This window comes from Dysgonomonas sp. UBA7630, assembly GCF_002483985.1.
In the GTDB taxonomy this organism is placed as follows: domain Bacteria; phylum Bacteroidota; class Bacteroidia; order Bacteroidales; family Dysgonomonadaceae; genus Dysgonomonas.
The window spans coordinates 1-22064 of sequence record NZ_DLIY01000035.1 but is presented as its reverse complement, the minus strand read 5'-3'; the positions used below and the strand labels follow the sequence as shown (position 1 = coordinate 22064).

Annotated in this window: 20 protein-coding genes and 1 pseudogene; 7 read left to right on the top strand and 14 right to left on the bottom strand. The window is 41.3% G+C overall.

Features of this window, described 5'->3' with window-relative positions:
• Positions 1-102 precede the first annotated feature (102 nt).
• The 10 genes and pseudogenes from nusA to B3P17_RS14005 form a co-directional block, all read right to left on the bottom strand.
• Positions 103-1359 carry a transcription termination factor NusA gene (nusA, locus tag B3P17_RS14050; RefSeq protein ID WP_135104724.1) on the bottom strand — a complete coding sequence of 419 codons (1257 nt, stop codon included), beginning with the start codon at positions 1357-1359 and terminating at the stop codon, positions 103-105.
• A gap of 5 nt (positions 1360-1364) precedes the next feature.
• Positions 1365-1832, bottom strand: a complete 468-nt coding sequence (gene rimP / locus B3P17_RS14045) for a ribosome assembly cofactor RimP (RefSeq protein WP_252639512.1) — start codon at positions 1830-1832, stop codon at positions 1365-1367.
• Between the two features lie 133 nt (positions 1833-1965).
• Positions 1966-4233: a RelA/SpoT family protein gene (locus B3P17_RS14040; RefSeq protein WP_252639513.1), complete on the bottom strand. Its 2268-nt coding sequence runs from the start codon at positions 4231-4233 to the stop codon at positions 1966-1968.
• Positions 4234-5057: 824 nt separating this feature from the next.
• Positions 5058-6311: pseudogene (locus tag B3P17_RS15905) on the bottom strand (transglycosylase SLT domain-containing protein); the annotation flags it as partial.
• Between the two features lie 50 nt (positions 6312-6361).
• Entirely contained in the window at positions 6362-7060 is a 699-nt protein-coding gene (locus B3P17_RS14030) for a DUF5683 domain-containing protein (RefSeq protein ID WP_252639515.1), read from the bottom strand.
• Positions 7061-7086: 26 nt separating this feature from the next.
• Positions 7087-7995, bottom strand: coding sequence for a ParB/RepB/Spo0J family partition protein (locus B3P17_RS14025; RefSeq protein ID WP_135104729.1), 909 nt, complete (start codon positions 7993-7995; stop codon positions 7087-7089).
• Positions 7996-8029: 34 nt separating this feature from the next.
• Positions 8030-8794, bottom strand: a complete 765-nt coding sequence (locus tag B3P17_RS14020; protein ID WP_135104730.1) for a ParA family protein — start codon at positions 8792-8794, stop codon at positions 8030-8032.
• A 152-nt stretch (positions 8795-8946) separates the two neighbouring features.
• Positions 8947-10110, bottom strand: coding sequence for a glycosyltransferase (locus B3P17_RS14015; protein ID WP_252639516.1), 1164 nt, complete (start codon positions 10108-10110; stop codon positions 8947-8949).
• Entirely contained in the window at positions 10111-11070 is a 960-nt protein-coding gene (hemH, locus tag B3P17_RS14010; RefSeq protein WP_291105946.1) for a ferrochelatase, read from the bottom strand. It abuts the gene before it with no gap.
• An 81-nt stretch (positions 11071-11151) separates the two neighbouring features.
• Positions 11152-12126: a type I phosphomannose isomerase catalytic subunit gene (locus tag B3P17_RS14005; protein ID WP_252639518.1), complete on the bottom strand. Its 975-nt coding sequence runs from the start codon at positions 12124-12126 to the stop codon at positions 11152-11154.
• A 258-nt stretch (positions 12127-12384) separates the two neighbouring features.
• Between B3P17_RS14005 and B3P17_RS14000 the strand changes: the two genes are divergently transcribed.
• Entirely contained in the window at positions 12385-12987 is a 603-nt protein-coding gene (locus B3P17_RS14000) for a hypothetical protein (RefSeq protein WP_252639519.1), read from the top strand.
• A gap of 58 nt (positions 12988-13045) precedes the next feature.
• Here B3P17_RS14000 and B3P17_RS13995 read toward each other — a convergent pair whose 3' ends face one another.
• The 4 genes from B3P17_RS13995 to B3P17_RS13980 are packed head-to-tail and all read right to left on the bottom strand — an operon-like array spanning position 13046 to position 16371.
• On the bottom strand, positions 13046-15052 hold the full coding sequence (locus B3P17_RS13995) for an alpha amylase C-terminal domain-containing protein (RefSeq protein ID WP_252639520.1): 2007 nt from the start codon (positions 15050-15052) through the stop codon (positions 13046-13048).
• Between the two features lie 48 nt (positions 15053-15100).
• Positions 15101-15547 carry a YhcH/YjgK/YiaL family protein gene (locus tag B3P17_RS13990; RefSeq protein WP_252639521.1) on the bottom strand — a complete coding sequence of 149 codons (447 nt, stop codon included), beginning with the start codon at positions 15545-15547 and terminating at the stop codon, positions 15101-15103.
• 14 nt (positions 15548-15561) lie between these two features.
• The gene (locus B3P17_RS13985; RefSeq protein WP_252639522.1) at positions 15562-15951 is read right to left on the bottom strand and encodes a DUF805 domain-containing protein; all 390 of its coding nucleotides are present in this window, start codon (positions 15949-15951) and stop codon (positions 15562-15564) included.
• A 15-nt stretch (positions 15952-15966) separates the two neighbouring features.
• Positions 15967-16371 (bottom strand): hypothetical protein, encoded by a 405-nt coding sequence (locus B3P17_RS13980; protein ID WP_252639523.1) that lies wholly within the window; start codon positions 16369-16371, stop codon positions 15967-15969.
• Positions 16372-16535: 164 nt separating this feature from the next.
• Between B3P17_RS13980 and B3P17_RS13975 the strand changes: the two genes are divergently transcribed.
• The 6 genes from B3P17_RS13975 to B3P17_RS13950 all read left to right on the top strand — a co-directional run bounded on the left by B3P17_RS13975 (position 16536) and on the right by B3P17_RS13950 (position 21983).
• Positions 16536-18689, top strand: a complete 2154-nt coding sequence (locus tag B3P17_RS13975; RefSeq protein WP_291105942.1) for a M3 family metallopeptidase — start codon at positions 16536-16538, stop codon at positions 18687-18689.
• Positions 18690-18787: 98 nt separating this feature from the next.
• Complete coding sequence (gene efp, locus B3P17_RS13970; protein ID WP_006843375.1) at positions 18788-19354, top strand: elongation factor P; 567 nt, start codon at positions 18788-18790, stop codon at positions 19352-19354.
• A gap of 130 nt (positions 19355-19484) precedes the next feature.
• Positions 19485-20183 (top strand): RadC family protein, encoded by a 699-nt coding sequence (gene radC / locus B3P17_RS13965; protein WP_291105940.1) that lies wholly within the window; start codon positions 19485-19487, stop codon positions 20181-20183.
• A 21-nt stretch (positions 20184-20204) separates the two neighbouring features.
• Positions 20205-20756 carry an SMI1/KNR4 family protein gene (locus B3P17_RS13960; RefSeq protein WP_252639526.1) on the top strand — a complete coding sequence of 184 codons (552 nt, stop codon included), beginning with the start codon at positions 20205-20207 and terminating at the stop codon, positions 20754-20756.
• A 95-nt stretch (positions 20757-20851) separates the two neighbouring features.
• Entirely contained in the window at positions 20852-21166 is a 315-nt protein-coding gene (locus B3P17_RS13955) for a metal-sulfur cluster assembly factor (RefSeq protein WP_006843372.1), read from the top strand.
• A 10-nt stretch (positions 21167-21176) separates the two neighbouring features.
• Positions 21177-21983 (top strand): UDP-2,3-diacylglucosamine diphosphatase, encoded by an 807-nt coding sequence (locus tag B3P17_RS13950; protein ID WP_252639527.1) that lies wholly within the window; start codon positions 21177-21179, stop codon positions 21981-21983.
• Positions 21984-22064 lie beyond the last annotated feature (81 nt).

Genomic DNA, 22064 nt, shown 5'->3' with positions numbered 1-22064 from the left:
TAAAAATAGACAGTGAACCCAATAAATGCTTCTGAAAACAGATGAGGTTGGCTTTCTCCAAATACAAAAGTATTAAGAAATCAGCTAATCACCAAATAAAGCTTAAGCTTCATCATCAAATTCGGCACGTAAAATATTGAGTACTTCGTCTACAGTGTTTTCTTCAAGGTCGGCTTCCTGTATGAGTTTGTCTCTGTCGGTAGCCAACACGTTTTTAGCTGTAACACAACCAATTTTTTTCAACTGATCGATAACCCATCCGTCGATTTCGTCGCGGAACTCGTCCAAGTAGATGTCTTCTTCGTCGAAGTCGTCGATGTCGCGGTACACATCTATCGTGTATCCGGTAAGCATACTGGCCAGCTTGATATTGAAACCGCCCTTACCGATAGCAAGTGATACTTCTTCGGGACGTAGCAATACTTCTGCACGTTTTTCTTCTTCGTTGATCTTTACCGAAGTTATTTTGGCAGGGCTAAGGGCACGTTGTATATACAAGTTCATATTCGACGTATAGTTGATAATGTCGATATTTTCGTTACGCAACTCTCTCACGATTCCATGTATACGCGATCCTTTCATACCCACGCAGGCACCCACAGGGTCGATGCGCTCGTCGTACGATTCTACGGCTACTTTGGCTCTTTCTCCCGGTATGCGGGCTATGTTTTTTATTGTGATCAGTCCGTCGTTTATTTCAGGAACTTCCAGTTCGAGCAATCTTTCGAGGAATGTCGGTGAAGTTCTTGATAAAATAATCTTCGGATTGTTGTTTTTATTGTCAACTCTTTCTACTACTGCACGAACATGCTCGCCTTTGCGGAAAAAGTCGCTAGGGATCTGCTCTGTTTTAGGCAAAAGAAGTTCTTCTTTTTCGTCATCGAGCAACAGGATTTCTTTTTTCCATATCTGGTAAACTTCACCCGATACGATTTCGCCTATCTTCTCTTTGTAGCGGTTATATAAGCTTTCTTTTTGCAGTTCAAGTATTTTGGATGTCAACGTTTGGCGAAGGTTAAGGATCGCACGACGTCCGAAGTCTTCGAAAAATACTTCGTCTGTCACTTCTTCTCCTACCTCAAAGTCTTCGTCTATCTTTTTGGCTTCCGAAAGTGCAATTTCTGTATTATCATCCTCTAATTGATCGTCTTCTACGATGACACGGTTGCGCCATATCTCAAGGTCTCCTTTGTCGGGGTTGATGATTACGTCATAATTATCATTTGACCCAAACAGTTTTGCTATTACATTGCGGAAAGAGTCTTCGAGCACACTGATCATAGTCATTCTGTCTATGCTCTTCAGTTCTTTAAATTCTGAAAATGTATCAATTAGATTGATAGTTTCTTTCTTAGCCATGGTTGTTATTTAAATCTTATTAAATATTTTGTATGTTTTACGTCTTGATAAACAAAAGAGAAATCTTCGTCTACTGCAACTTTCTTTTTCCCTCCATCGGGTTTCACCATCTTGGTAACGCTAACTACAAAAGAATTATCGTCGCACGATTTGAGTACACCCGAAAGTTTTTGTCCTTTCTTTGTCAGCACTTCCACTTCGTTACCAATATTTTTCTTATACTGGCGGGGGATTTTCAGAGGAGAAGTAATACCTGCCGATCCTACTTCGAGTTCAAAATCTTCCGCATCCCTGTCCAGATGGGATTCTATATTGCGGCTCAATGCGATGCAGTCGTCAATGCTTACGCCTTCGTCGCTATCTACTTCTACAACAATAGCATTGCCGGGCTTTACCACTACATCTACAAGAAACATTGTTGTTCCTTCCAGATATTTCTCTGTGATATCTTTAATGAGTTCTTTTTCTATCATCTTTTTACCAAGTAATAAAAAAAGGAAGCCATAGCCTCCTTCTCTCCCTTTTGTATTTCGGATACAAAATTAGGGAATTTTATTTTTTTTTCCAAATTTTGGAAGCGAATATGTTGATCTTAAGATTTTTTATTTATACAGGTTGAGTATATTCTCCTCCGATTTGCTTCCTGTTAACAGCTTTTACTCCCTTTATTTTGGCTAAGCGAGCGCATAATGCCTGCAAGTCGTTCACATCGTGAACGTTTACCACGATTCGCCCTTCAAATACGCCATCGTTGGATTCGATGCTCATATTCTTGATATTCAGCGATCCGGCAGTGATCACTTTTGTGATGTCGTTGAGCATTCCTATGCGGTCGATACCGTTTATGGTGATTGCCGAAATGAACGGAAATTGTGTATAGCTACCCCATTCGAGGTTTACGATCCTGTTGCCGTGACTGGCTTTTAGCTTGAGTGCTACGGGGCAATTTATGCTGTGTACTTCTACTTCGTTGTTATCTGTAATATATCCGATTACCTTGTCGCCCGGAATGGGGTTGCAGCAGGTTGGCATTATAAAATTCTTGTTGAAAGAATCTTCTTCGAGGATATATGTTTTTTTAGGATCAATCGGTTCGTTATCAGGTATTTTTGTTTCTGCTTTCCCTATCTTTTTGCCTACATGCAATGCCTGTTTCATGTAGCTGAATATGCCATTATTAGGGTTTTGCCTTTTTAGGGTCAGCAGCTTTTCTATTTTCTGAGGCAGTGCTATTTCTTGGTTGCCGATAGCATAGAAAAGGTCTTCTTTATTCGTTTTTTGATAGTAGTCCATCATTTTGTCGAGGATAGGCTGCGTAATCTCTATTGTTGAGCCTTCGGCGCTTTTGTAAAGCATTTCTTCGCCTTGCTTGGCGATGTCCCTTTTCAGTTTTCGCAGAGCATATTCTACCTTTGTACGGGCTTTGGCAGTAGTAACGATGCTCAGCCATTCCAGTTTTGGTATCTGCGATTTGGATGTAAGTATTTCTACCTGATCTCCGCTTTTTAGCTTTTCACTCAGTGGAACGAGCTTATGATTTACTTTGGCTCCGATGCAATGGTCTCCGATATCGGAGTGCAGATCATAAGCAAAGTCTAAAGCTGTGGCTCCCTGTGCCAGTGTCCTGATTTCACCTTTTGGGGTGAACACGAATATTTCTTGCGAAAAAAGATTAAGCTTTATTGTATCCAAAAAGTCCAGTGCGTTCGGGCTTGGGCTTTCCAGTATTTCCTGAATTGTTTTGAGCCACTTGTCTAGCTCGGTATCTTCTTCTATTTTGCCTTCTTTGTACTTCCAATGTGCCGCAAATCCTTTTTCGGCTACATCGTCCATGCGGCGGCTACGGATTTGTATTTCTACCCACTGCCCATCGGGTCCCATTACGGTGAGGTGCAGCGCCTGATAACCGTTCGCTTTGGGGCGGCTAACCCAATCTCGGATACGATCGGGGCGAAGCTTATAAATATCTGTTATGACGGAATATATATCCCAACATCGCTTTTTCTCGTCTACACCGAGTTCGTTTTCGAAAATGATGCGGACAGCGAAAATATCATATATCTCCTCGAATGGCACACCTTTGGCTTGCATCTTATTCCAGATAGAATACACTGATTTGTCTCGAGCCCTGATTTCATATTTAAATCCAAGCTCATTCAGTTTTTCTATAACCGGTTGTGCAAAATGCTCGTAGAGGTCTTTCCTGGAGAGGTGTGTTTCTTGAAGTTTGGATGATATTTCCTGATATATTTGTGGGTTTTCCCATTTGAAGCTGAGTTCTTCAAGTTCTGTTTTTATGGCAAATAGTCCTAAGCGATGGGCGAGGGGGGCATAAATAAACATGGTTTCTCCGGCTATCTTGTATTGCTTGGCCGGAGCCATAGACCCCAATGTGCGCATATTGTGCAAGCGGTCGGCTATCTTGACCAGAATAACACGAATATCGTCCGACATGGTAAGCAGCAGTTTCCTGAAATTCTCGGCCTGTGCCGAAACATTTTCACCAAACATGCCACTCGATATTTTTGTCAGCCCGTCTACAATCTGAGCTATTTTCTCACCAAAGAGAACTTTTATATCTTCTACTGTATATTCGGTATCTTCTACCACGTCGTGCAGCAAAGCCGCACAGATGGATGTAGAACCAAGCCCTATCTCGCCGCAAACAATGCGTGCGACGGCTATCGGGTGCATGATATATGGCTCTCCCGAACGGCGACGGGCTCCTTTGTGAGCCTCCTTTGCCAGAAGGAAAGCTTTGGTTATAATTTCTACCTTGCGCCTGTGGTTCGTCTTAAGATAATCATCGATCAGACCGTTAAATTCCGACTCGATGGCTAAATCATCATTCGTATGTGTATCCTCTTTACCCATAAATATTCAGTAAGGATACAAAAATAATAAATTCAACGATAATTAACAGCAAGAGTGTTGCAATAAAGTGGTTTTAACAATAATGTTTTATTTCCTTATTAGTTGCCGGCTGTAAGCGTTTCGTCCTTCGTTGGCTGTTGGGCTTTGATGTTAGACGCACCCTCGGTTCTGCTGTCGGGAAGAATGATCAATAATCGTTGTCCAACCTTTGCTACATTCGATGACAGCTTATTCCAAGTTATGATCTCTTTTTTTGTTACATTATAGCGTGAAGCTATCTGTGTAATGGTTTCTCCAATTCTTACTTTGTGGTATATAATTTTGGATTCACCTGCCGAGCGGGTTTCTTTAGCAGCAGAGTTGTCGTCCTCATCATCGTTGTCGTCTGAAGCTATGCGTACACGAGGAAGCTGAGATTCATCCCGTTCTGTTCCTACTTTTTTTAGGTAGGTGTCGAACAGTGATGCTGTAAAGGCTGTATCTATTTCTACTGTTGGCAATATCGGCTCACTCAGTTTGTTTTGCACAGCTACTTCTTCTTCTACCTCAATATATTTAGTTTTCTGAATCTTTAGTTGCTTACCGGCTATCAGGCTATTGCTTTTTATATTGTTCCATTTCTTTAGCTGAGCCACTGTTGTTCCGTTCTTCTTTGCTATCCCTGACCAAGTATCACCTCTGCGAACTTTGTAGTATGAAGTTATTGTCTTTGCTTCGGTTTTTTTAACGGTATTTACCGACTTATTGCTAGTGTTGTCCGAGCTTTGGGTATTGGATGCCAATACTGCTTCGCCTGATTGTTGTTCTGCTTTTTGCGGAACTTCACGATATATTTTCAGGCGTCTGCCTACTGTTAGTTTGTTAGAAGATAGGCTATTCCATTGTTTTATCTGATTGGATGTTACTCCGTATTTGCTTGCCAGCTTAGATAGTGTGTCTCCTCTTTTTACCCGATAGGTAATTGTTTTGGCGCTGGATGTACCTCCGCCAACTACGTCTAATCCTGCAACTTTGCGGTGCGGCATCAGCTCTTCAAACTTATGCGCGTATATTGTATCCTTGTTCTCGATAAATGCAGATACCTTTTGTATCGGCAGGTTCAATGCATATCCTTTGTATTCGCCGGGTATTATGTCGCTCTTAAACTGAGGGTTGAACTGACGCAGGTCGTCAACAGATACATTTATTATATCGGCAATTTGCTGGAAGTGTACATTTTTATTAATCATCAACGAGTCCATCGATGCCGGATTGCTGCATTCGATAGGGCAGATATTATGATCGTTGTAATAATTCATTATATATGTAGCAGCGATAAATGCAGGTACATATCCTCTGGTTTCGCGAGGCAGATAAGGGTAGATGGCCCAATAGTCGGTTTGGCCTCCACTGCGTCGTATGGCTTTGTTTACATTTCCGGGTCCGCAGTTGTATGCAGCGATAACAAGATTCCAGTCGCCATAGATAGAATATAAATCTTTGAGGTATTTGGCAGCAGCATTTGTCGACTTCATCGGGTCGCGGCGTTCGTCTACCAAACTGTTTATCTCCAGATCATACATCTTTCCGGTACTTGCCATGAATTGCCAAAGTCCTGTTGCTCCTACTCTTGAGCGGGCAATAGGATTGAGTGCCGATTCTATAACGGGCAGATATTTTAGTTCGAGAGGTAATCCTTCACGGTCGAGAGCTTCTTCAAATAGGGGGAAATAAAACTTTCCTTCACCCAGCATGTAGCTCACCTGATTTTTTCTACGTCCGGCATACATTTCTATGTAGCTTCTTACTACGGGGTTGAATACCAACTCCATCTTGGTGGGCAGGCTATACAAGCGGCGGATGTAAATCGAATCGTCAAAAACGATCGGCAGGTCGCTTAGCGATTTGCAATCGTCTCCATATTTAACATTCTTACTCCATGTAGACAGCAACTGGTCGTAATTTTGCTCCATGTCTGCAGGGAAAACAATCGAATTGTCTGTAATTGTGTCGCGTAATGCGAGAGATTTGCGATTACTTTGCCCGACGACTGCGAGTGAGCAGCCAATAAGAAATCCGGTAAATATAATTTTTCTCAGCATAAGTGTTTTTTTATGATACATAGCAAGGGATAGGAACCCTGCTTAGTTTAAAAATTTATAATACATTGAAGCCCGAAAGCGGCTTTCGAATAGGGTGTCGGTATCCAGATCATGGGTTCAATCCGCATGGATAGATCCGGAGACATATCAAAATCATATAATTGAGCATCGACATACGCGTCGATCATACATAGTGCATATACTCCAACCGAAGCAATAATAGCCAAGTCGCGATTTCTCCTGAAAAAGTCTTTCTGACGTTTAAATATCTCTATATACCGCTGCTTATTTGCTTGGATATCTTTATTGCTATAATAATTCAGATAGCTTGTTCCTGTTCCCAATACAAGGTCTTTATAAGCCTGCGAATACTCGTTGTACCGTGAGCCATTCCATGTTATGGCATAGGTAAGCCCTAATGCGCCTCCATAGATAATGGGGAGTTTCCAGTATTTGCGATTATAGATCTGCCCTGCTCCGGGAAAGATAGCCGAGTATAAGACTGCCTTTTTAGAGTCGGGCTTAAACTCTGGTTTGCCAATTGTAATTATAGAATCGGCTAATACCACTACAGGTTTTTCGCTTATCAGCGGAGATACGGTATCACTCTTGATAGCGTTTTCTTTTGCTTCCCGCCGTGCATTTTTGAGAATGGTAGAATCATTTGGAAGTGCCTCCTGAGCATTGCTACTCAGACAAAAGTTCCCTAAAACGCAACACAAACCAATTATTAACCCCTTCCTCATATAGATATTACGGAGAATACTTCGTTTTATTTTTTTAATTGGTCAAAAATAGCTATAATTTTTTCCAGATCTTCTTCCGACTTGAAAGGGATACTAATTTTTCCTTTTCCTTTTTCGTTGCAAGTCAGTTGAACCTTCGTAGAAAAGAATTTTGATAAGTGGTCTTTCAACAATTCAAATTCTTCGGGTGTCGCCTTTTTTATCCCCGCTTTTTTTACGGTTTCTACTGCTTTCTCTTCTTTAAGCAGGTCTTCAAGCTTTTCTCCCTTGCTGATAGCTCTTACGTATTCTTCTACTTTGCGTACCGACAGTCCTTCTTCAAGTATGAGTTCGTATACTTCGAGCTGAGCTGCAGGGTCTTCGAGTGTGACAAGTGTACGGGCGTGTGCCATATCTATCTTCTTGTCTCTGATGCCCATTTGTATTTCAGCCGGAAGCTTCAACAAGCGCAGGTAGTTGGCTATTGTTGTCCTTTTCTTTCCCACACGTTCGCTCAGTCGTTCCTGTGTAAGATCATATGTTTCTATCAGATTCTGATATGCCAAAGCTATTTCTATCGAGTTGAGGTCTTCACGCTGGATATTTTCCACAAGGGCCATCTCCATCACATTTTCGTCCTCTGCTGTTTTTATGTATGCAGGGATTGTAGTCAGGGAGGCCATGAGTGAAGCTCTGTAGCGACGCTCTCCGGCTATGATCTGATATGAATCTTCGTTTATTTTTCGTAAAGTAATTGGCTGTATAACACCTATCTGCCGAATAGAAGATGCAAGCTCTTGTAATGCTTCGTCATCAAAAATACGTCTTGGCTGATCGGGATTAGCCTGTATTTTCGACAATTCTATTTCGTTGATAGAGGAAGAGCCTTCGGTCTTTACTTCGTCAATGGCAATCAGTGCATCGAGTCCTCTTCCTAAAACCATTTTTTTAGCCATAATTGTTAGTTATATATTCTACAGAAAAACAAAGTTAAGAATTTTTCTCAATAAGCTCTTGCGCCAGCTGCATATGATTGATCGCTCCTTTGGATGCTGCATCATATACCAATACCGGCTGAGCGAAACTTTGCGATTCGCTGAGCTTGATATTCCGCTGAATAACGGTAGTAAATACCAAGTCTTGGAAGTGGTTTTTCACCTCTTCATATATTTGGTTTGCCAAACGTAAACGGGCATCGTACATCGTGAGAAGGAATCCTTCTATTTCTAATGCCGGGTTTAGCTTGTTCTTTATTATCTTTATTGTATTCAGTAATTTGCTGATTCCTTCGAGGGCGAAATATTCGCACTGCACGGGTATGATGATAGAGTCTGCCGCTGTAAGCGCATTTACTGTAATCAGCCCCAATGACGGAGAGCAGTCGATGAGTATAAAATCATAATCGGCCTTCATGGGAACTAACACTGCTGCCAGTTGTTTTTCCCTGTTTTCTATGTTCAGCATTTCCAATTCGGCTCCTACCAGATTGATGTGCGAAGGCAATACATCAAGGCGTTCTATGTCGGTCTTTACGATTGCATCTTTGGGCAATGCTGTACCGATAAGGCATTCATAGATCGTTTTGTTTACTTTCTTTATGTCTACCCCAAGTCCGGAAGATGCATTTGCTTGAGGGTCGGCGTCTACTACCAGTACCTTTTTTTCGAGTGCTGCCAACGATGCCGCCAAGTTGATTGTGGTGGTGGTTTTTCCTACGCCACCCTTTTGATTAGCTAATGCTATAATTTTACCCATAGAGAAAGTTAATAATAAAATTTCCGACGACAAATTAAATAAATAAAAATAGGATTTAGAAGTTAAATATGTGTAACAAGATATTTTTTGTTGAAAAGTCAGGCAGATTGTTAATAAAAGCCGAGCGCATTTATCTGCTTGTACACCAAAAGCTATGAATTAACAGCCAATAGTTTTTCCACGCTTTTCAGCCATCCCTGATAGTCGAATCGGGCGACAGCCTTGTCGAGGTCTGCACTGTATTTGACGGATAGGTTAGGGTTGTCCAAAACCATCTTCATGCCCTGATAAACCCCTTCGGTACTATTGTCTACAAGGATGCCGTATTTGCCTCCGTCTACAATGTCGCCGGGGCCTCCGCAGTTGGTTGTTATCACAGGTGTTTTTAGTGCCATCGATTCGAGTAAGGCGAGTGAAAAGCTTTCTCTCTCGGATACGCATAGCGACCACTTGCATTGTAATATATAAGGAAAAGGATTATCGATACGTCCTTTCAGCGTGATTGTGTCCTGCAGGTGTGATATTGTAATGGAATCTTGCATCGATTGGCTATCCATGCCTTCGCCTATTATATATATATGGAAATCGTATCCTTCATCTTTTAACCTTCTTGCTGCACTAATCAGCCTGTCGGTACGTTTTTCGGGAGAAGTGCGGGTCAGTAATATGAAGTTAGTTTGTCCTTGAGGCAGGGCTTCTATCGTTTGTTTCGATTTTTCTATCGCTTTTGTAAGGTCTATAGCGTTGTATAATACCCGTATGTCCTGATTGGGACTTGTTCCGTTGTGCAATACCGAGAGATATGCGTTTTTGGCTGCATCCGATACGCATATTATTTTATCGAAATGGTTGTATGAAGATTGCACGACCTTTAATTGCTTCTTGTTGAGCCATGCCGAGAATTTATCTCGCAAAGAATCTGTTTCGTATATCCGTTTATATAAAATATTGTGTATCCATAAAATTTTGGATAAATGCATCTTGCTGAATATACGAGCAAAGAATGTTTCTTTGAAACAAACGATCTGATCATAGTCAGATTCTTTTATGCCTTTCCATTTGGCAAACAAGTGGGGAAAGAATACCATAAAATTCTCTCCCAACTTTCTTTTCAGGTGTGCTGTATTCTCTTTGTATATATACTTTATAGTAATGGATTGTGATATTTCTTCGATCGAAATATTCTTGTCCGAAGGCATTGGCAAAAGAAGCGTAATCATACACTCTTTCCCTGCCAGATGATTGAGCAGGCTCACCAATATCTTTTCGGTTCCGCCTGTCTCCATGCCATCGTTGAAGAATAAAATACGTTTCATCTAAGAAATTATTTTAGCTACAGCTTCTACCCAATGCGGCTCACTGTTGAGGCAAGGGATATATGTAAAGTCTGTACCTCCTTGTTTAAGGAACAGTTCTTTTGTCCTTATATCTATATCGTATAATGTCTCCAGATTGTCGGCAGCAAAGCCCGGAGCAACCACCAGCAATTTCTTCTGACCTTCTTCTGCCAGTTCTTTTACTATTTCATCCAAGTCGGGGCCCAGCCATTTCTTGCCCATCGCCGAGTGGTAGGTTTGGCGGGGTTTCTTCGTGTCGATACCAAGTTCCTTAATCACAAGCCTCACCGTTTCTTTGGTTTGATATACGTAGTCGAATTCTTTTCCTTTCTTCCAACCTTCTTCTACATGGTCGAGTGGCAGGCTGTGGAAACTGAAAATAATTTTGTCGTATTCTTTTTCGATATATGGTCGTATACTTTCGGCTAAAGCAGAAATATAGGCAGGATGATTGAAGTATGGCTCTATAAATTTTAGTCTGAAAGGGTACGGACGTTTAAAAAACTCTTTGCCAACCTGATCTACCGCTGTCTTGTACGATGATTCTGCATACTGAGGAAACAGTGGGAACACAACCACCTCGTGCAATCGGTTATTCTTGTTCATCAGGTAATCGAGTGCGGCAGTCGTATCGGGCTGTCCGTATCTCATGGCCGGTTCGGTGGGGAGGCCTGTGAGCTCTTCCAGCTTTTCGGACAATTGTTTTGCCTGATGTATCAATGGCGAGTCGTCGAGCGAATTGTCCCAGATCAGTTCGTAATGCGCTGTAGAGCTGAACTGACGGAGCGGAATAATAATTCCGTTGACCAAGATAGGTCGAAACCAATCGGGAACGGTCATCACATAGGGGTCTGAAAGCATCGATCGGATAAAGAATTTTACATCTTTTCGTTCACATGTCTTCGGACTGCCTGTATTTACAATCAATACTCCTCTCATTTTTCTTCTAAAAAAGACACCATACACTCCCGGAAAGGAAAATATGGTGTCGCGTTATTATATAAATATCTTATAAACTAACTATACATATGTTTCCAAAAGTAGGACATTGCCTTCGGGGCTGATGCTTACGCTTTGTGTGTCGGCAGGGATAAGGATTGTTTCGCCTTGCTTCACACTCAGGTCGTTGCCTTTATTGTCTCGTATATTGCAAGCACCTCCCATACAAATATAAGCAACAAATGAGTCATTGTTACTATAGTCTCTTGTAATATCTTTGGTAAGCTCAAGCAGATTGGTTGTGAAGTACCTGCACGATTCCAGTTCTACCGGTTGATTTTCCTTGCGGGTATATGCTGTTTGGTAGCTGTCGTACAATTTATAATCGATAGCATCTTTTGCCAATTCGGTATGCAGCTCGCGTCCGTTACCGTTGGCATCTTTACGGTTGTAGTCGTAGATGCGGTATGTGATGTTCGATGTTTGTTGTATTTCGGCGATGAATGTTCCCGCACCGATTGCATGAACACGTCCGGCAGGCAAGAAGAATACATCTCCTTTTTTAACGTCATGTTTTGCAAGGTAATCTACAAATGTATTGTCCTCAATGCTTTTTACATATCCATCGGGAGTTATTTCTTTTTCGAATCCCGAATACAGGAATGCGCCCGGAGCAGCATTGATAACATACCACATTTCGGTTTTCCCGAAAGAGTTGTGTCTTTTCTTTGCCAACTCATCGTCAGGGTGTACCTGTATCGACAGATTGTCTCGTGCATCTATAAACTTGATAAGCAAAGGAAATGTAGTGCCGAACGTTTCAAAATTCTTCTTTCCGAGCAATTGCTCTTTGTATGTAGAAATAATTTCGTCGAGGCTTTTGTTTTCCAACGCACCGTTGGCCACTACCGAAACGTTACCTTCCACACTTGATATTTCCCAGCTTTCGCCGATCCCTGCCTGAAGCGGGCTTACGTTTTTAAACTTACATATTTCGTCTCCTCCCCAGATAATGGATTTGAGGATAGGTTTAAATTTTAATGGGTATAAGCTCATTTGGTTGAAAATTTATTTTTGTGATTACACTGAATATCCGTGATTGCGATTAATCTATTCTCGTGATTTCCGAACAGTAAGCTTACATTTATTATAGGCTTTTCAAGAAATCAGAACAAAAATAGTCAATCTTTTTATTATTATCCGTTATTATTTAATTTACCTAAATAAGTGTAATCTTTATTTATAAAAATTTAATATATTCGTAGAAACTTACTAAGCACACACACTTACAATTACACGATAATAGAGTACACTATGAATTTTATTTTTGGAACAAGGGGGACGTCTGCTTCTCCTATTCACACAGGACAGTCATGCCCTGCATGTGGTAAGGAAGATTCTATTCTGATGATGCCATATCAGCGTTATTTTCATCTGCTTCGGATTCCTTTATTTCCGACAACTAAACACTTCACTCCTGTTTGTTGTTCATGCGAAACATCGTTTACTATTCAACAATTTCCTGTGACGGACGAAATTCGCAAGCGGTTCAGAACCCCTCGGTGGATATTTATTATACCATCTGTGCTCGCACTACTAGTTATCTTTATCCTTGTGTGGGTTGTCTTAAACGCTATATCCGGCGAAGTGGATATAAAAGACAAGGTAGAGAGTCCACAGGTGGGAGATGTTTACTATGTGAGGTACGACAAAAATGAATATAGTCTGATGAAGGTTGCATCATTTACGGTCGATTCTATTTATTTTTATTTATCTCCCGGTAGAACTGAAGAGAGAGGGTTGGATATGATGCCCGGAGTTGATGTTTACGATACAATCCTTAAGAAGGGTTTTTCGAAGGATGAACTGAAATGTAATTCGGTGAAAGGTGTGGAAATTTTGAAGATTGAAAGATAAGAATTGCCTAAAAGGTAGAGGGGATTCGACCTTTTAGGCAACTTCTTTTATCTAAGAGCTAGTCTATTTTTCTCAGTACAAAAGCCGTACGTGCAGGTATGTATAACTTGAGCCAGCCTTTTCCGTCTTTGTGGTACAGCTCGTCGTGTATCGTAAAATGTTCTACACTGTCGTCGGTCAGACCATTACCTCCAAAAGCCAGCGAATCGGTATCCAACACCACCTGATATTTTCCTTCGGGAGCAAGGAAGCCATAGTCGTAGAACGATTGGTTTGGGTTGAAGCTGAAAATAAATATAAGATTGCCACGCATGTAGGCGAGAATCTGATCTTCGTCCTTGTCCCACAGCCTTATAATAGGTGTTTGCTCAAATTTCTTTTCCGATTTTAGAAGCGAAAGCATGGCCTTGTCAAAGTCGCCCAAATAATGATAGCGCAGGTCTTTGTTGTCGGCCAGCCACCATTGTCGGCGGGCATACTTGTGCGACCACCCGTTGCCCTCACGAGGGAAGTCTACCCATTCGGGATGTCCGAATTCGTTACCCATAAAGTTGAGGTAGCCACCATTGATTGTTGAGGCAGTTGCAAGACGTATCATTTTGTGCAGGGCTATTCCTCTGTCGGTGGCATACGAACTGCCGTAATGCTTCGACATATACCAATACATATCAGAGTCTATAAGCCTGAATATTATTGTTTTGTCGCCTACCAATGCTTGGTCGTGGCTCTCGGCGTAAGAGATTGTTTTCTCTTCCTCACGGCGATTTGTCAGTTCCCAGAATATGCTTGTAGGATGCCAGTCTTCGTCTTTTCGCTCTTTGATGATTTTTATCCAGTAGTCGGGTATGTTCATCGCCATGCGGTAATCGAATCCGTATCCGCCGTCTTTTATCTTCGTTGCCAGTCCCGGCATGCCGCTTACTTCTTCTGCTATGGTAATGGCATTAGGGCGTACTTCGTGAATCAGCTTGTTTGCCAATGTAAGGTAGCAAATGGCATCGTCGTCTTCGTTACCGTTATAGTAGTCCTCATAGCCGCTAAAGTTATCTCCCAGTCCGTGCGAGTAATAAAGCATAGAGGTGACACCATCGAAACGGAATCCGTCGAAGTTGTATTCCTCGAGCCAAAACTTACAATTGGAAAGCAGGAAGTGTATGACCTGACTTTTTCCATAGTCGAAAATCAACGAATCCCAAGCCGGATGCTCACGCCTGCTGCCTCCATGAAAATATTGGGTATAAGAACCATCGAATCGTCCCAGTCCTTCTTTTTCATTTTTTACGGCATGCGAGTGTACGATATCCATAATCACAGCTATACCCATCGCATGGGCATCGTCTATCAGGTGCTTTAACTCGTCGGGTGTGCCAAAGCGTGAAGATGCCGCAAAAAAGCTGGAGACGTGATATCCGAACGACCCGTAATACGGATGCTCCTGTATAGCCATTATCTGGATGGCATTGTAGCCGTCTTCTTTGATACGGGGAAGCACATTAATTCTGAACTCTTCGTATGTACCCACTCTTTCGTCTTCTACAGCCATCCCTATATGGCATTCGTAAATCAAAAGGGGATTCGTGTTGGGCTTAAATTTCTTTGTGCGAAACTCATAAGGCAGCAACGGGTCCCACACCTGTGCGCTGAATATATGAGTATGATGGTCTTGTACTACTCTGGTTGTCCATGCGGGGATACGTTCGCCCTCGCCACCATTCCAACATACAATAAGTTTGTACAGGTCGTGGTGTTTTATCTTGTCCAGAGGCAGTTCTATTTGCCACTCACCGTTACCGTTTGGTTGCAGTCTGAATTCTTCAGTTTTTTGCCAGCCGTTGAAATCGCCTATCATATAGATAGCGGTTGCATTCGGGGCCCATTCTCTGAATATCCACGACTTTTCTGTTTTGTGAAGCCCAAAATACAGGTGTCCTGAGGCAAATTCAGAAAGAGTGATCTTTCCGTTGCAGGTAAGGTCGGCCTCTCTTTTCTGAATGTATTCGTAACGGCCTTCTATCGCTGCTGCATAAGGTTCTAACCAAGGGTCGTTTTTAATGAGTTTAAGCATGTCTGTCAATTGTTAATTACAGTTCGTCTCCCAAAGCGGGGTCGGAACTTATATTTTTATTTTTACCACTACTTTTCTTACCTGTCCTTCGTCTATGCAAGGGGCATGCCCATCTTCGGGGAAGAATATAAGAAAGTTGCCGGGTAAGACTGTTATCTGTGTTTCAGTTTTGTCGTCAAAGAACTGAATGTCTTTTTCTTCATCAAAGTTGTCAATAGGATGCGTCAGGTCTTGGCGAGCTTTCCACCCGAAGGTTTCAGGTCTGCTTATTGGCAGTTGTATATCTATATATTTGTTGTGTGCCTCCGGTTTTGCATTCTCGGCAGCTCTCAGGTCGCTGTCGCTTACCATTACAAAAAGGTCTTTGCCTTTCAGTTCTGTCTTAGTCGGTTCGGCTTTTGAGAAATCAATCGATTTCAGATAGTCGAATGCCTCTTTAAACAGCGGGTGTAGTTGTTCGTATTTTCCTGAGTTTTCTAATTTGTCTAGTATCATATTTATTTCTTGTTTTACTCCTGTTCGGGTACTCCTATATTGTCTATCATATCTTCTACACTTTCGTTGCCTTCGCCTTTGGGATTAAGCCCATATTCATTTTCGCCATAATCACTTCCTGCAAAAAGCATCCAAAAACCATAAAAAGGAATGAGCTGATAGAATCCGCTATTACCCCTGTCGTGACATCTTTTTGCTCCTTGTGTAATCAAAAACCAATAGGCAGGTATTAAAAATAAAAAAAGAAATGCTGCGCTTTCTTCCAATCGGCCGGATAACTCCATTATGAGAGCGATAGTAAAATAATATGCTAGGTAAATAAGATAACTAAGCCCATATTCTAGCCTGCGGATACGGCCTTTTGCAGAAAAGGGATTTTTAAACATGCGTTGTTTGTCTTCCATATTTTGTAATGCTTTTTATTGCTTATATTCCTGAGGTGTTACGATTGTAGAAAATATATACTTCCCATTTTGGTCGTTGTATATATACTTTACGGTAATATCATTGTCCCTGAATATTTTTAAGTCGGGATTTGTTTTCAATACCTCCAAAAGCTGCGGCTTCAATTGTGTTTTGAAAGTGGTGGTATCACTTATCACCACTTGTAGTATGGTAAGATGATACTCAAAATTACTACTGCCTACAGCAACGCATTTATCTAGGCGAGTCCACTGATCCAATGTCTTAGGGCAATCTTTATTTGTCTCGGCTGCTATTGCCTGCAACTTGCTTTCGATACTGCCTGCACACCGGGTGAATGAAAAAATGCTAATTAGCAGAAATGTGCAAATGAGGTTTCGGCTACTTAGAAGTTTGTTCATGGATTCTTAAATTTTATAAACCATACAAGTTTAAGAAAATTAATCGGATTATCTGTTAATTCCGCTGTTTTTTATTGTGGAAGCCGATTAAATGTTTCTCCTTAACGTTATTTTTACTTACTTTTGTCATAAAATCTAATCATTCACACGATTAACTTATTTGTATGAAGAAAATCTTATTTATTCTTAGTATTCTAATTATGGTTTATTCTTGTAACACTACAAGCAATAAGGATGGGAAAGATAATCCTTTCTTTTCCGAATTCGACACTCCGGAAGGGGTTCCTCCTTTTGATAAAATAAAAGCAGAACATTTTATGCCTGCTTTCGAAGAAGCAATGAAGCGTCATAATGCCGAGATTGATTCTATCATCAATAACCCCGAAGCACCTACTGTCCAAAATACAGTAGTGGCTTTGGACGAGTCGGGCCGGATGCTTGATCGGGTAGGTTCTGTATTTTCTGTAATGACGGGTACAATGTCCGATTCTGTGTATCAGAACATAGAAAAAGAGATTACGCCTTTACGTACCGAGCACTATGATAATATCAACTTCAACGAAAAGCTTTTTGCACGTATCAAAACCGTGTACGACGATAGCCTGCAAGTAAAGAACCTGACAACAGAGCAAAAGATGTTGTTGGATAAAACATACAAAGGCTTTGTCCGTTCGGGTATCTTGCTCGATGGTTCGAAGCAAAAACGCTTGCGTGAAATCAATAAAGAGCTGAGCAACGCATCCCTAAGTTTTAATCAAAACCTGTTGAAAGAGACAGATAGCTACCAATTGGTAATTGATAAAAAAGAAGACCTGTCGGGCTTGCCTGAAGATGTGATTGCCGCTGCTGCTAAAACAGCCAAAGACAAAGGGCTGGAAGGCAAATGGGTGTTTGGTCTGAGTAAACCAAGCTGGGAACCGTTTTTGCAATATGCCGACAATCGTGCGCTTCGCGAAAAACTATATAAGGCGATGTATATGCGTTGCGACAACGGAAATGAATTCGACAACAAAGAAAACATCAAGAAGATAGTTAGCTTAAGACTCGAAAAAGCAAATATGCTTGGCTATAAATCGCATGCCGACTATGTGCTCGAAGAAACAATGGCGAAGACTCCTGATAATGTGATGGGGCTGCTAAACAATATATGGAAGTATGCTTTGCCGCAAGCTCAAAAAGAGGCTGCCGAACTTCAGGCTATTGCCAAGAAAGAAGGACATGATATCAAAATAGAATCGTGGGACTGGTGGTACTATGCCGAAAAGCTGCGTAAAGAAAAATACGCATTGGATGAAGAGGCATTGAAACCTTACTTCAAAGCGGATAATGTGCGTGAAGGTGTATTTGCTGTGGCAAACAAACTATATGGCATTACATTCAAGCCGAAAACAGATATACCTGTATATCAGCAAGACGTAAAAGCATACGAGGTAAGTGATGCTGACGGTTCATTTATCGGAATCATTTATTTCGACGATTTTGCTCGCCAGGGCAAGCGTCCGGGAGCATGGATGAGCAGCTTCCGCAAACAGGAAGTATATAAAGGTGAGTTTGTTTATCCATTGATTTACAATGTAGGTAACTACAATCCTCCAACAGATGGCAAGCCTGCACTGTTGACACTCGATCAGGTGGAAACGATGTTCCACGAATTCGGACACGGATTGCACGGATTGTTATCTAAATGTACTTACAACGGCGTGTCGGGTACATCGGTTGTTCGCGACTTTGTAGAGCTGCCTTCTCAGATCATGGAGCACTGGGCATTTGAGCCGGAAGTGTTGAAGATGTATGCAAAGCATTATGAAACAGGTGAAACTATTCCTGCCGAGCTGATACAGAAGATTCAGAATGCGGGTTACTTCAATCAGGGATTTGCTACCACTGAACTTGTGGCTGCAGCAATTCTGGATATGAAATGGCATACGCTGACCGCTTCTTCTCCAAACTTTGACCCAAAACATGGCGAAGGTCTTGAAAAACTGAACGTAGATAAATTTGAAGCAGATGCAATGAAAGAAATCGGCTTGATCTCCGAAATAATACCTCGATACAGAAGCACGTATTTCCAACATGTATTCAGCGGAGGCTATTCTTCGGGATATTACAGCTACTTGTGGTCTGAAGTTTTGGACTCTGACGCATTCCAGGCTTTTGTAGAAAAAGGAAATATTTTTGATCAGGAAACTGCAAAATCGTTCCGTGAAAACGTATTGTCGAAAGGCGGATCGGAAGAGCCAATGGTATTGTACAAAAAGTTCAGAGGCGCAGAACCTAATCCGATTTATCTGTTGAAGAACAGGGGATTTGTAAAGTAATAAGTTCTAAGTTGTTTGTTAACTGATAACTGTTGGCTGATAAATGTAATTTATTATCTTTGCAACTCGAAAAAAATAATAACAATAAAATACAATCAATGGCAACTACTGCAGATATAAGAAACGGTATGTGCATCGATATCGATGGACAATATTATGTAATAATCGAATTCCTTCATGTGAAACCGGGTAAAGGTGCCGCATTTGTACGTACAAAAATGAGAAGTGTAACTACCGGACGTGTTCTTGAAAGAACATTTAATGCCGGAGTGAAACTGGATGAAGTGCGTATCGAAAGACGTCCGTATCAATTCCTTTATCAGGACGATATGGGGTATAACTTTATGAATACCGAAACTTTCGAACAAATATCTCTTGCCGGGGATATGATAGCCGGAGTGGCTTTTCTTAAAGAAGGAGATATGGTAGAAGTACAGGTTCATGCCGAAACAGAAACTGTATTAACAGCCGAAATGCCTCAGAACGTTGTGCTTTTGGTAACTTATACCGAACCCGGACTGAAAGGTGATACTGCAACCAATACGTTAAAGCCGGCTACTGTAGAAACAGGGGCTGAGGTGCGTGTTCCGCTCTTTATTAACGAAGGAGACAAAATTAAAATTAATACGGCCGACGGCTCGTATGTAGAAAGAGTAAAAGCATAGTAATTATTACTTTTATAGAGGATAAGGTCAGTTTTCAAAACTGACCTTATTTTTTTTATGAAAAATATTTTATATTCAAATTTTATGTATATTTTTGAAGTTGAATGGATCTAGGAGACAAATAACCTACATGAAACTTAATACGAAACTAAACATTAAGGATTGGGCTGAAGAAGACCGACCCCGCGAAAAGATGTTGTTAAAAGGGGTATCGGCACTTTCTGATGCTGAATTGCTAGGTATACTGATCGGTTCGGGCAATAAAAGCGAAACAGCGGTTGAGCTGTCCCAACGGATTTTACATAGCGTTTCTAATAACCTGAACACTCTGGGTAAATTGGAAATAAAAGACCTTATAAAGGATTTTAAAGGAATAGGAGAAGCGAAAGCAATAACAATAGTGGCGGCACTGGAATTGGGAAAAAGAAGGAAATTGTCTGAAGCCCTTGTCAGTCCGCAAATTACGTCCAGTAAAGATGTGTATGATATATTTCATCCGATATTAGCAGACCTAAAGCATGAAGAAGTATGGGTTTTGTTCCTTAACCGGGCTAATAAAGTGGTGAAAAATATACAGATAAGTAAAGGTGGTTTGACCGCAACAGTAGTGGATATCCGTCTGATAATGAAAGAAGGTATCCAATCCTTAGCCTCGGCTATGGTACTGTGTCATAATCATCCCTCGGGAAACACTCAACCGAGCGACGATGATGATCAGATTACAAAGCGGCTCAAAGAAGCAGGACATATTATGGATATCCGCCTGCTCGATCATATTATTGTTTGTGACAACTCATACTACAGCTATATGGACACTGGGAGAATATAGAAGAGCAAAATAAGTATAAAGATGAAAACCGCTATTACACAAAACTCAATTGTAGAGGAAAGTTGGCCTCGTATAGAGAGCTATTTATTGAAACGAGGCGTGAAACCTGATGCAGTATTACTACCCGGGGCAACGCAAGAACAGATAGGCTGGGCCGAGTCTGTGCTTGGTGTAAAGTTACCCATCGATTTTCTAGAATTTTATAAAATACATAACGGACAGATACCCAATGCGTATGGTATCGTCAACGGAGAAGAGTTGATGAGTCTTGAACGTATTGTAGAAGAATGGGTTATTTGGCAACGTCTGGCTACTACCGGAGCTTTTGATGATGCGATGGCAAATGCAGACGATGGCGTACAAGAAGTGTGGCATAGTCGCTCGTGGATACCTTTTACCGACGACGGTTTAGGCAATCACTTGTGTTTAGATATGGCTCCAGCAAACAGGGGATCGCGGGGTCAGATAATTCGTATATGGCACGACGATACCGGTCGATTCAGGCAAGCACCATCTTTTGGCTCTTGGGTTGCTAATTTTGCATACGACTTGAACCGGGCGATGTTCGTATAATCATCTTTTTTCATTATTTTTGTACCTCTAACAGAGGGTGATTGTAAACATTATATGCCAAAGAATGTTTATAACTCACATACAAAAAATGAATTATGAGTGATTTATTACAATTAGAAAGCAAAATAGTAAACATGTTGAAGACTGTTTACGACCCGGAAATACCAGTCAACGTTTACGATCTCGGACTAATCTACGAAGTGGACATAGACGATGATAAAAATGTAACCATCACAATGACACTGACAGCTCCAAACTGTCCGGCAGCCGATTTTATACTCGAAGATGTAAGATATAAAGTGCAGTCGGTTGCGGGAGTCAATAATGTGATCGTAGATCTTACTTTCGAGCCCGAGTGGAACAAAGATATGCTTAGCGAAGAGGCAAAACTTGAGTTAGGATTTTTATAAAACACAGGCGGTGGGAAAGAAAGTTTATTTTTTATCCGATGCCCATTTGGGTTCTGCTTTTCATAAGAAAAGACTGGATAAGCAACAGATGATGACATTGCCATCTGTAAAAATCAAAGAAAGTTATTTCCCACAACATGAGGTGGAGCGCAAGCTGTGTCGTTGGCTTGACATGGTAAAGCAAGATGCACAGGCAGTTTATCTGCTGGGTGATATTTTCGACTACTGGTTCGAGTACCGGAATGTGGTTCCACGCGGATTTGTCCGTTTCTTGGGCAAAGTAGCCGAGCTTACAGACATGGGGATAGAGGTGCATTTCTTTATCGGCAATCACGATATATGGGTGACCGACTATCTACAGAAAGAGTGTGGTATGATTGTTCATGTTCAGCCTTTGGTAAAAGAAATATTCGGCAAAAAATTTTTTCTGGCACATGGAGATGGCTTAGGAGATGATTCCGCATCATTTAAAATTCTACGTTCTATTTTCCATAGCAAAATATGCAGAAAAGCTTATGCTGCTATTCATCCCCGTTGGACGGTAGGCTTTGCGCAATGGTGGTCGAACCACAACCGCGAGAACGACGAGATGCCTGACTATTTTGGTGAAGATAAAGAGCACTTGGTGGTTTATGCCAAGAATCATTTGAAATTGGCTCCGAATATCAACTTCTTCATCTTCGGACATCGGCATATAATGCTCGATCTGATGATCTCTGCTACAGGCAGGGTCGTGATATTGGGCGATTGGATTAAGTTTTTCTCTTATGGTGTATACGATGGAGAAAACTTTTCGTTAGAGCTGTTTGAAGAATAAACGGTTAAGCAATAGATACAAAAAAAGGGAGAATAACGATTCTCCCTTTTTTATTATTTATTGTCCCGTCCTAAAATAGGT

What these genes read in the sequence shown, in the direction of transcription:
- nusA (WP_135104724.1), bottom strand. Translation starts at nt 1,359, where the DNA reads ATGGCTAAGAAAGAAACTATCAATCTAATTGATACATTTTCAGAATTT.
- rimP (WP_252639512.1), bottom strand. Translation starts at nt 1,832, where the DNA reads ATGATAGAAAAAGAACTCATTAAAGATATCACAGAGAAATATCTGGAA.
- B3P17_RS14040 (WP_252639513.1), bottom strand. Translation starts at nt 4,233, where the DNA reads ATGGGTAAAGAGGATACACATACGAATGATGATTTAGCCATCGAGTCG.
- B3P17_RS14030 (WP_252639515.1), bottom strand. Translation starts at nt 7,060, where the DNA reads ATGAGGAAGGGGTTAATAATTGGTTTGTGTTGCGTTTTAGGGAACTTT.
- B3P17_RS14025 (WP_135104729.1), bottom strand. Translation starts at nt 7,995, where the DNA reads ATGGCTAAAAAAATGGTTTTAGGAAGAGGACTCGATGCACTGATTGCC.
- B3P17_RS14020 (WP_135104730.1), bottom strand. Translation starts at nt 8,794, where the DNA reads ATGGGTAAAATTATAGCATTAGCTAATCAAAAGGGTGGCGTAGGAAAA.
- B3P17_RS14015 (WP_252639516.1), bottom strand. Translation starts at nt 10,110, where the DNA reads ATGAAACGTATTTTATTCTTCAACGATGGCATGGAGACAGGCGGAACC.
- hemH (WP_291105946.1), bottom strand. Translation starts at nt 11,070, where the DNA reads ATGAGAGGAGTATTGATTGTAAATACAGGCAGTCCGAAGACATGTGAA.
- B3P17_RS14005 (WP_252639518.1), bottom strand. Translation starts at nt 12,126, where the DNA reads ATGAGCTTATACCCATTAAAATTTAAACCTATCCTCAAATCCATTATC.
- B3P17_RS14000 (WP_252639519.1), top strand. Translation starts at nt 12,385, where the DNA reads ATGAATTTTATTTTTGGAACAAGGGGGACGTCTGCTTCTCCTATTCAC.
- B3P17_RS13995 (WP_252639520.1), bottom strand. Translation starts at nt 15,052, where the DNA reads ATGCTTAAACTCATTAAAAACGACCCTTGGTTAGAACCTTATGCAGCA.
- B3P17_RS13990 (WP_252639521.1), bottom strand. Translation starts at nt 15,547, where the DNA reads ATGATACTAGACAAATTAGAAAACTCAGGAAAATACGAACAACTACAC.
- B3P17_RS13985 (WP_252639522.1), bottom strand. Translation starts at nt 15,951, where the DNA reads ATGGAAGACAAACAACGCATGTTTAAAAATCCCTTTTCTGCAAAAGGC.
- B3P17_RS13980 (WP_252639523.1), bottom strand. Translation starts at nt 16,371, where the DNA reads ATGAACAAACTTCTAAGTAGCCGAAACCTCATTTGCACATTTCTGCTA.
- B3P17_RS13975 (WP_291105942.1), top strand. Translation starts at nt 16,536, where the DNA reads ATGAAGAAAATCTTATTTATTCTTAGTATTCTAATTATGGTTTATTCT.
- efp (WP_006843375.1), top strand. Translation starts at nt 18,788, where the DNA reads ATGGCAACTACTGCAGATATAAGAAACGGTATGTGCATCGATATCGAT.
- radC (WP_291105940.1), top strand. Translation starts at nt 19,485, where the DNA reads ATGAAACTTAATACGAAACTAAACATTAAGGATTGGGCTGAAGAAGAC.
- B3P17_RS13960 (WP_252639526.1), top strand. Translation starts at nt 20,205, where the DNA reads ATGAAAACCGCTATTACACAAAACTCAATTGTAGAGGAAAGTTGGCCT.
- B3P17_RS13955 (WP_006843372.1), top strand. Translation starts at nt 20,852, where the DNA reads ATGAGTGATTTATTACAATTAGAAAGCAAAATAGTAAACATGTTGAAG.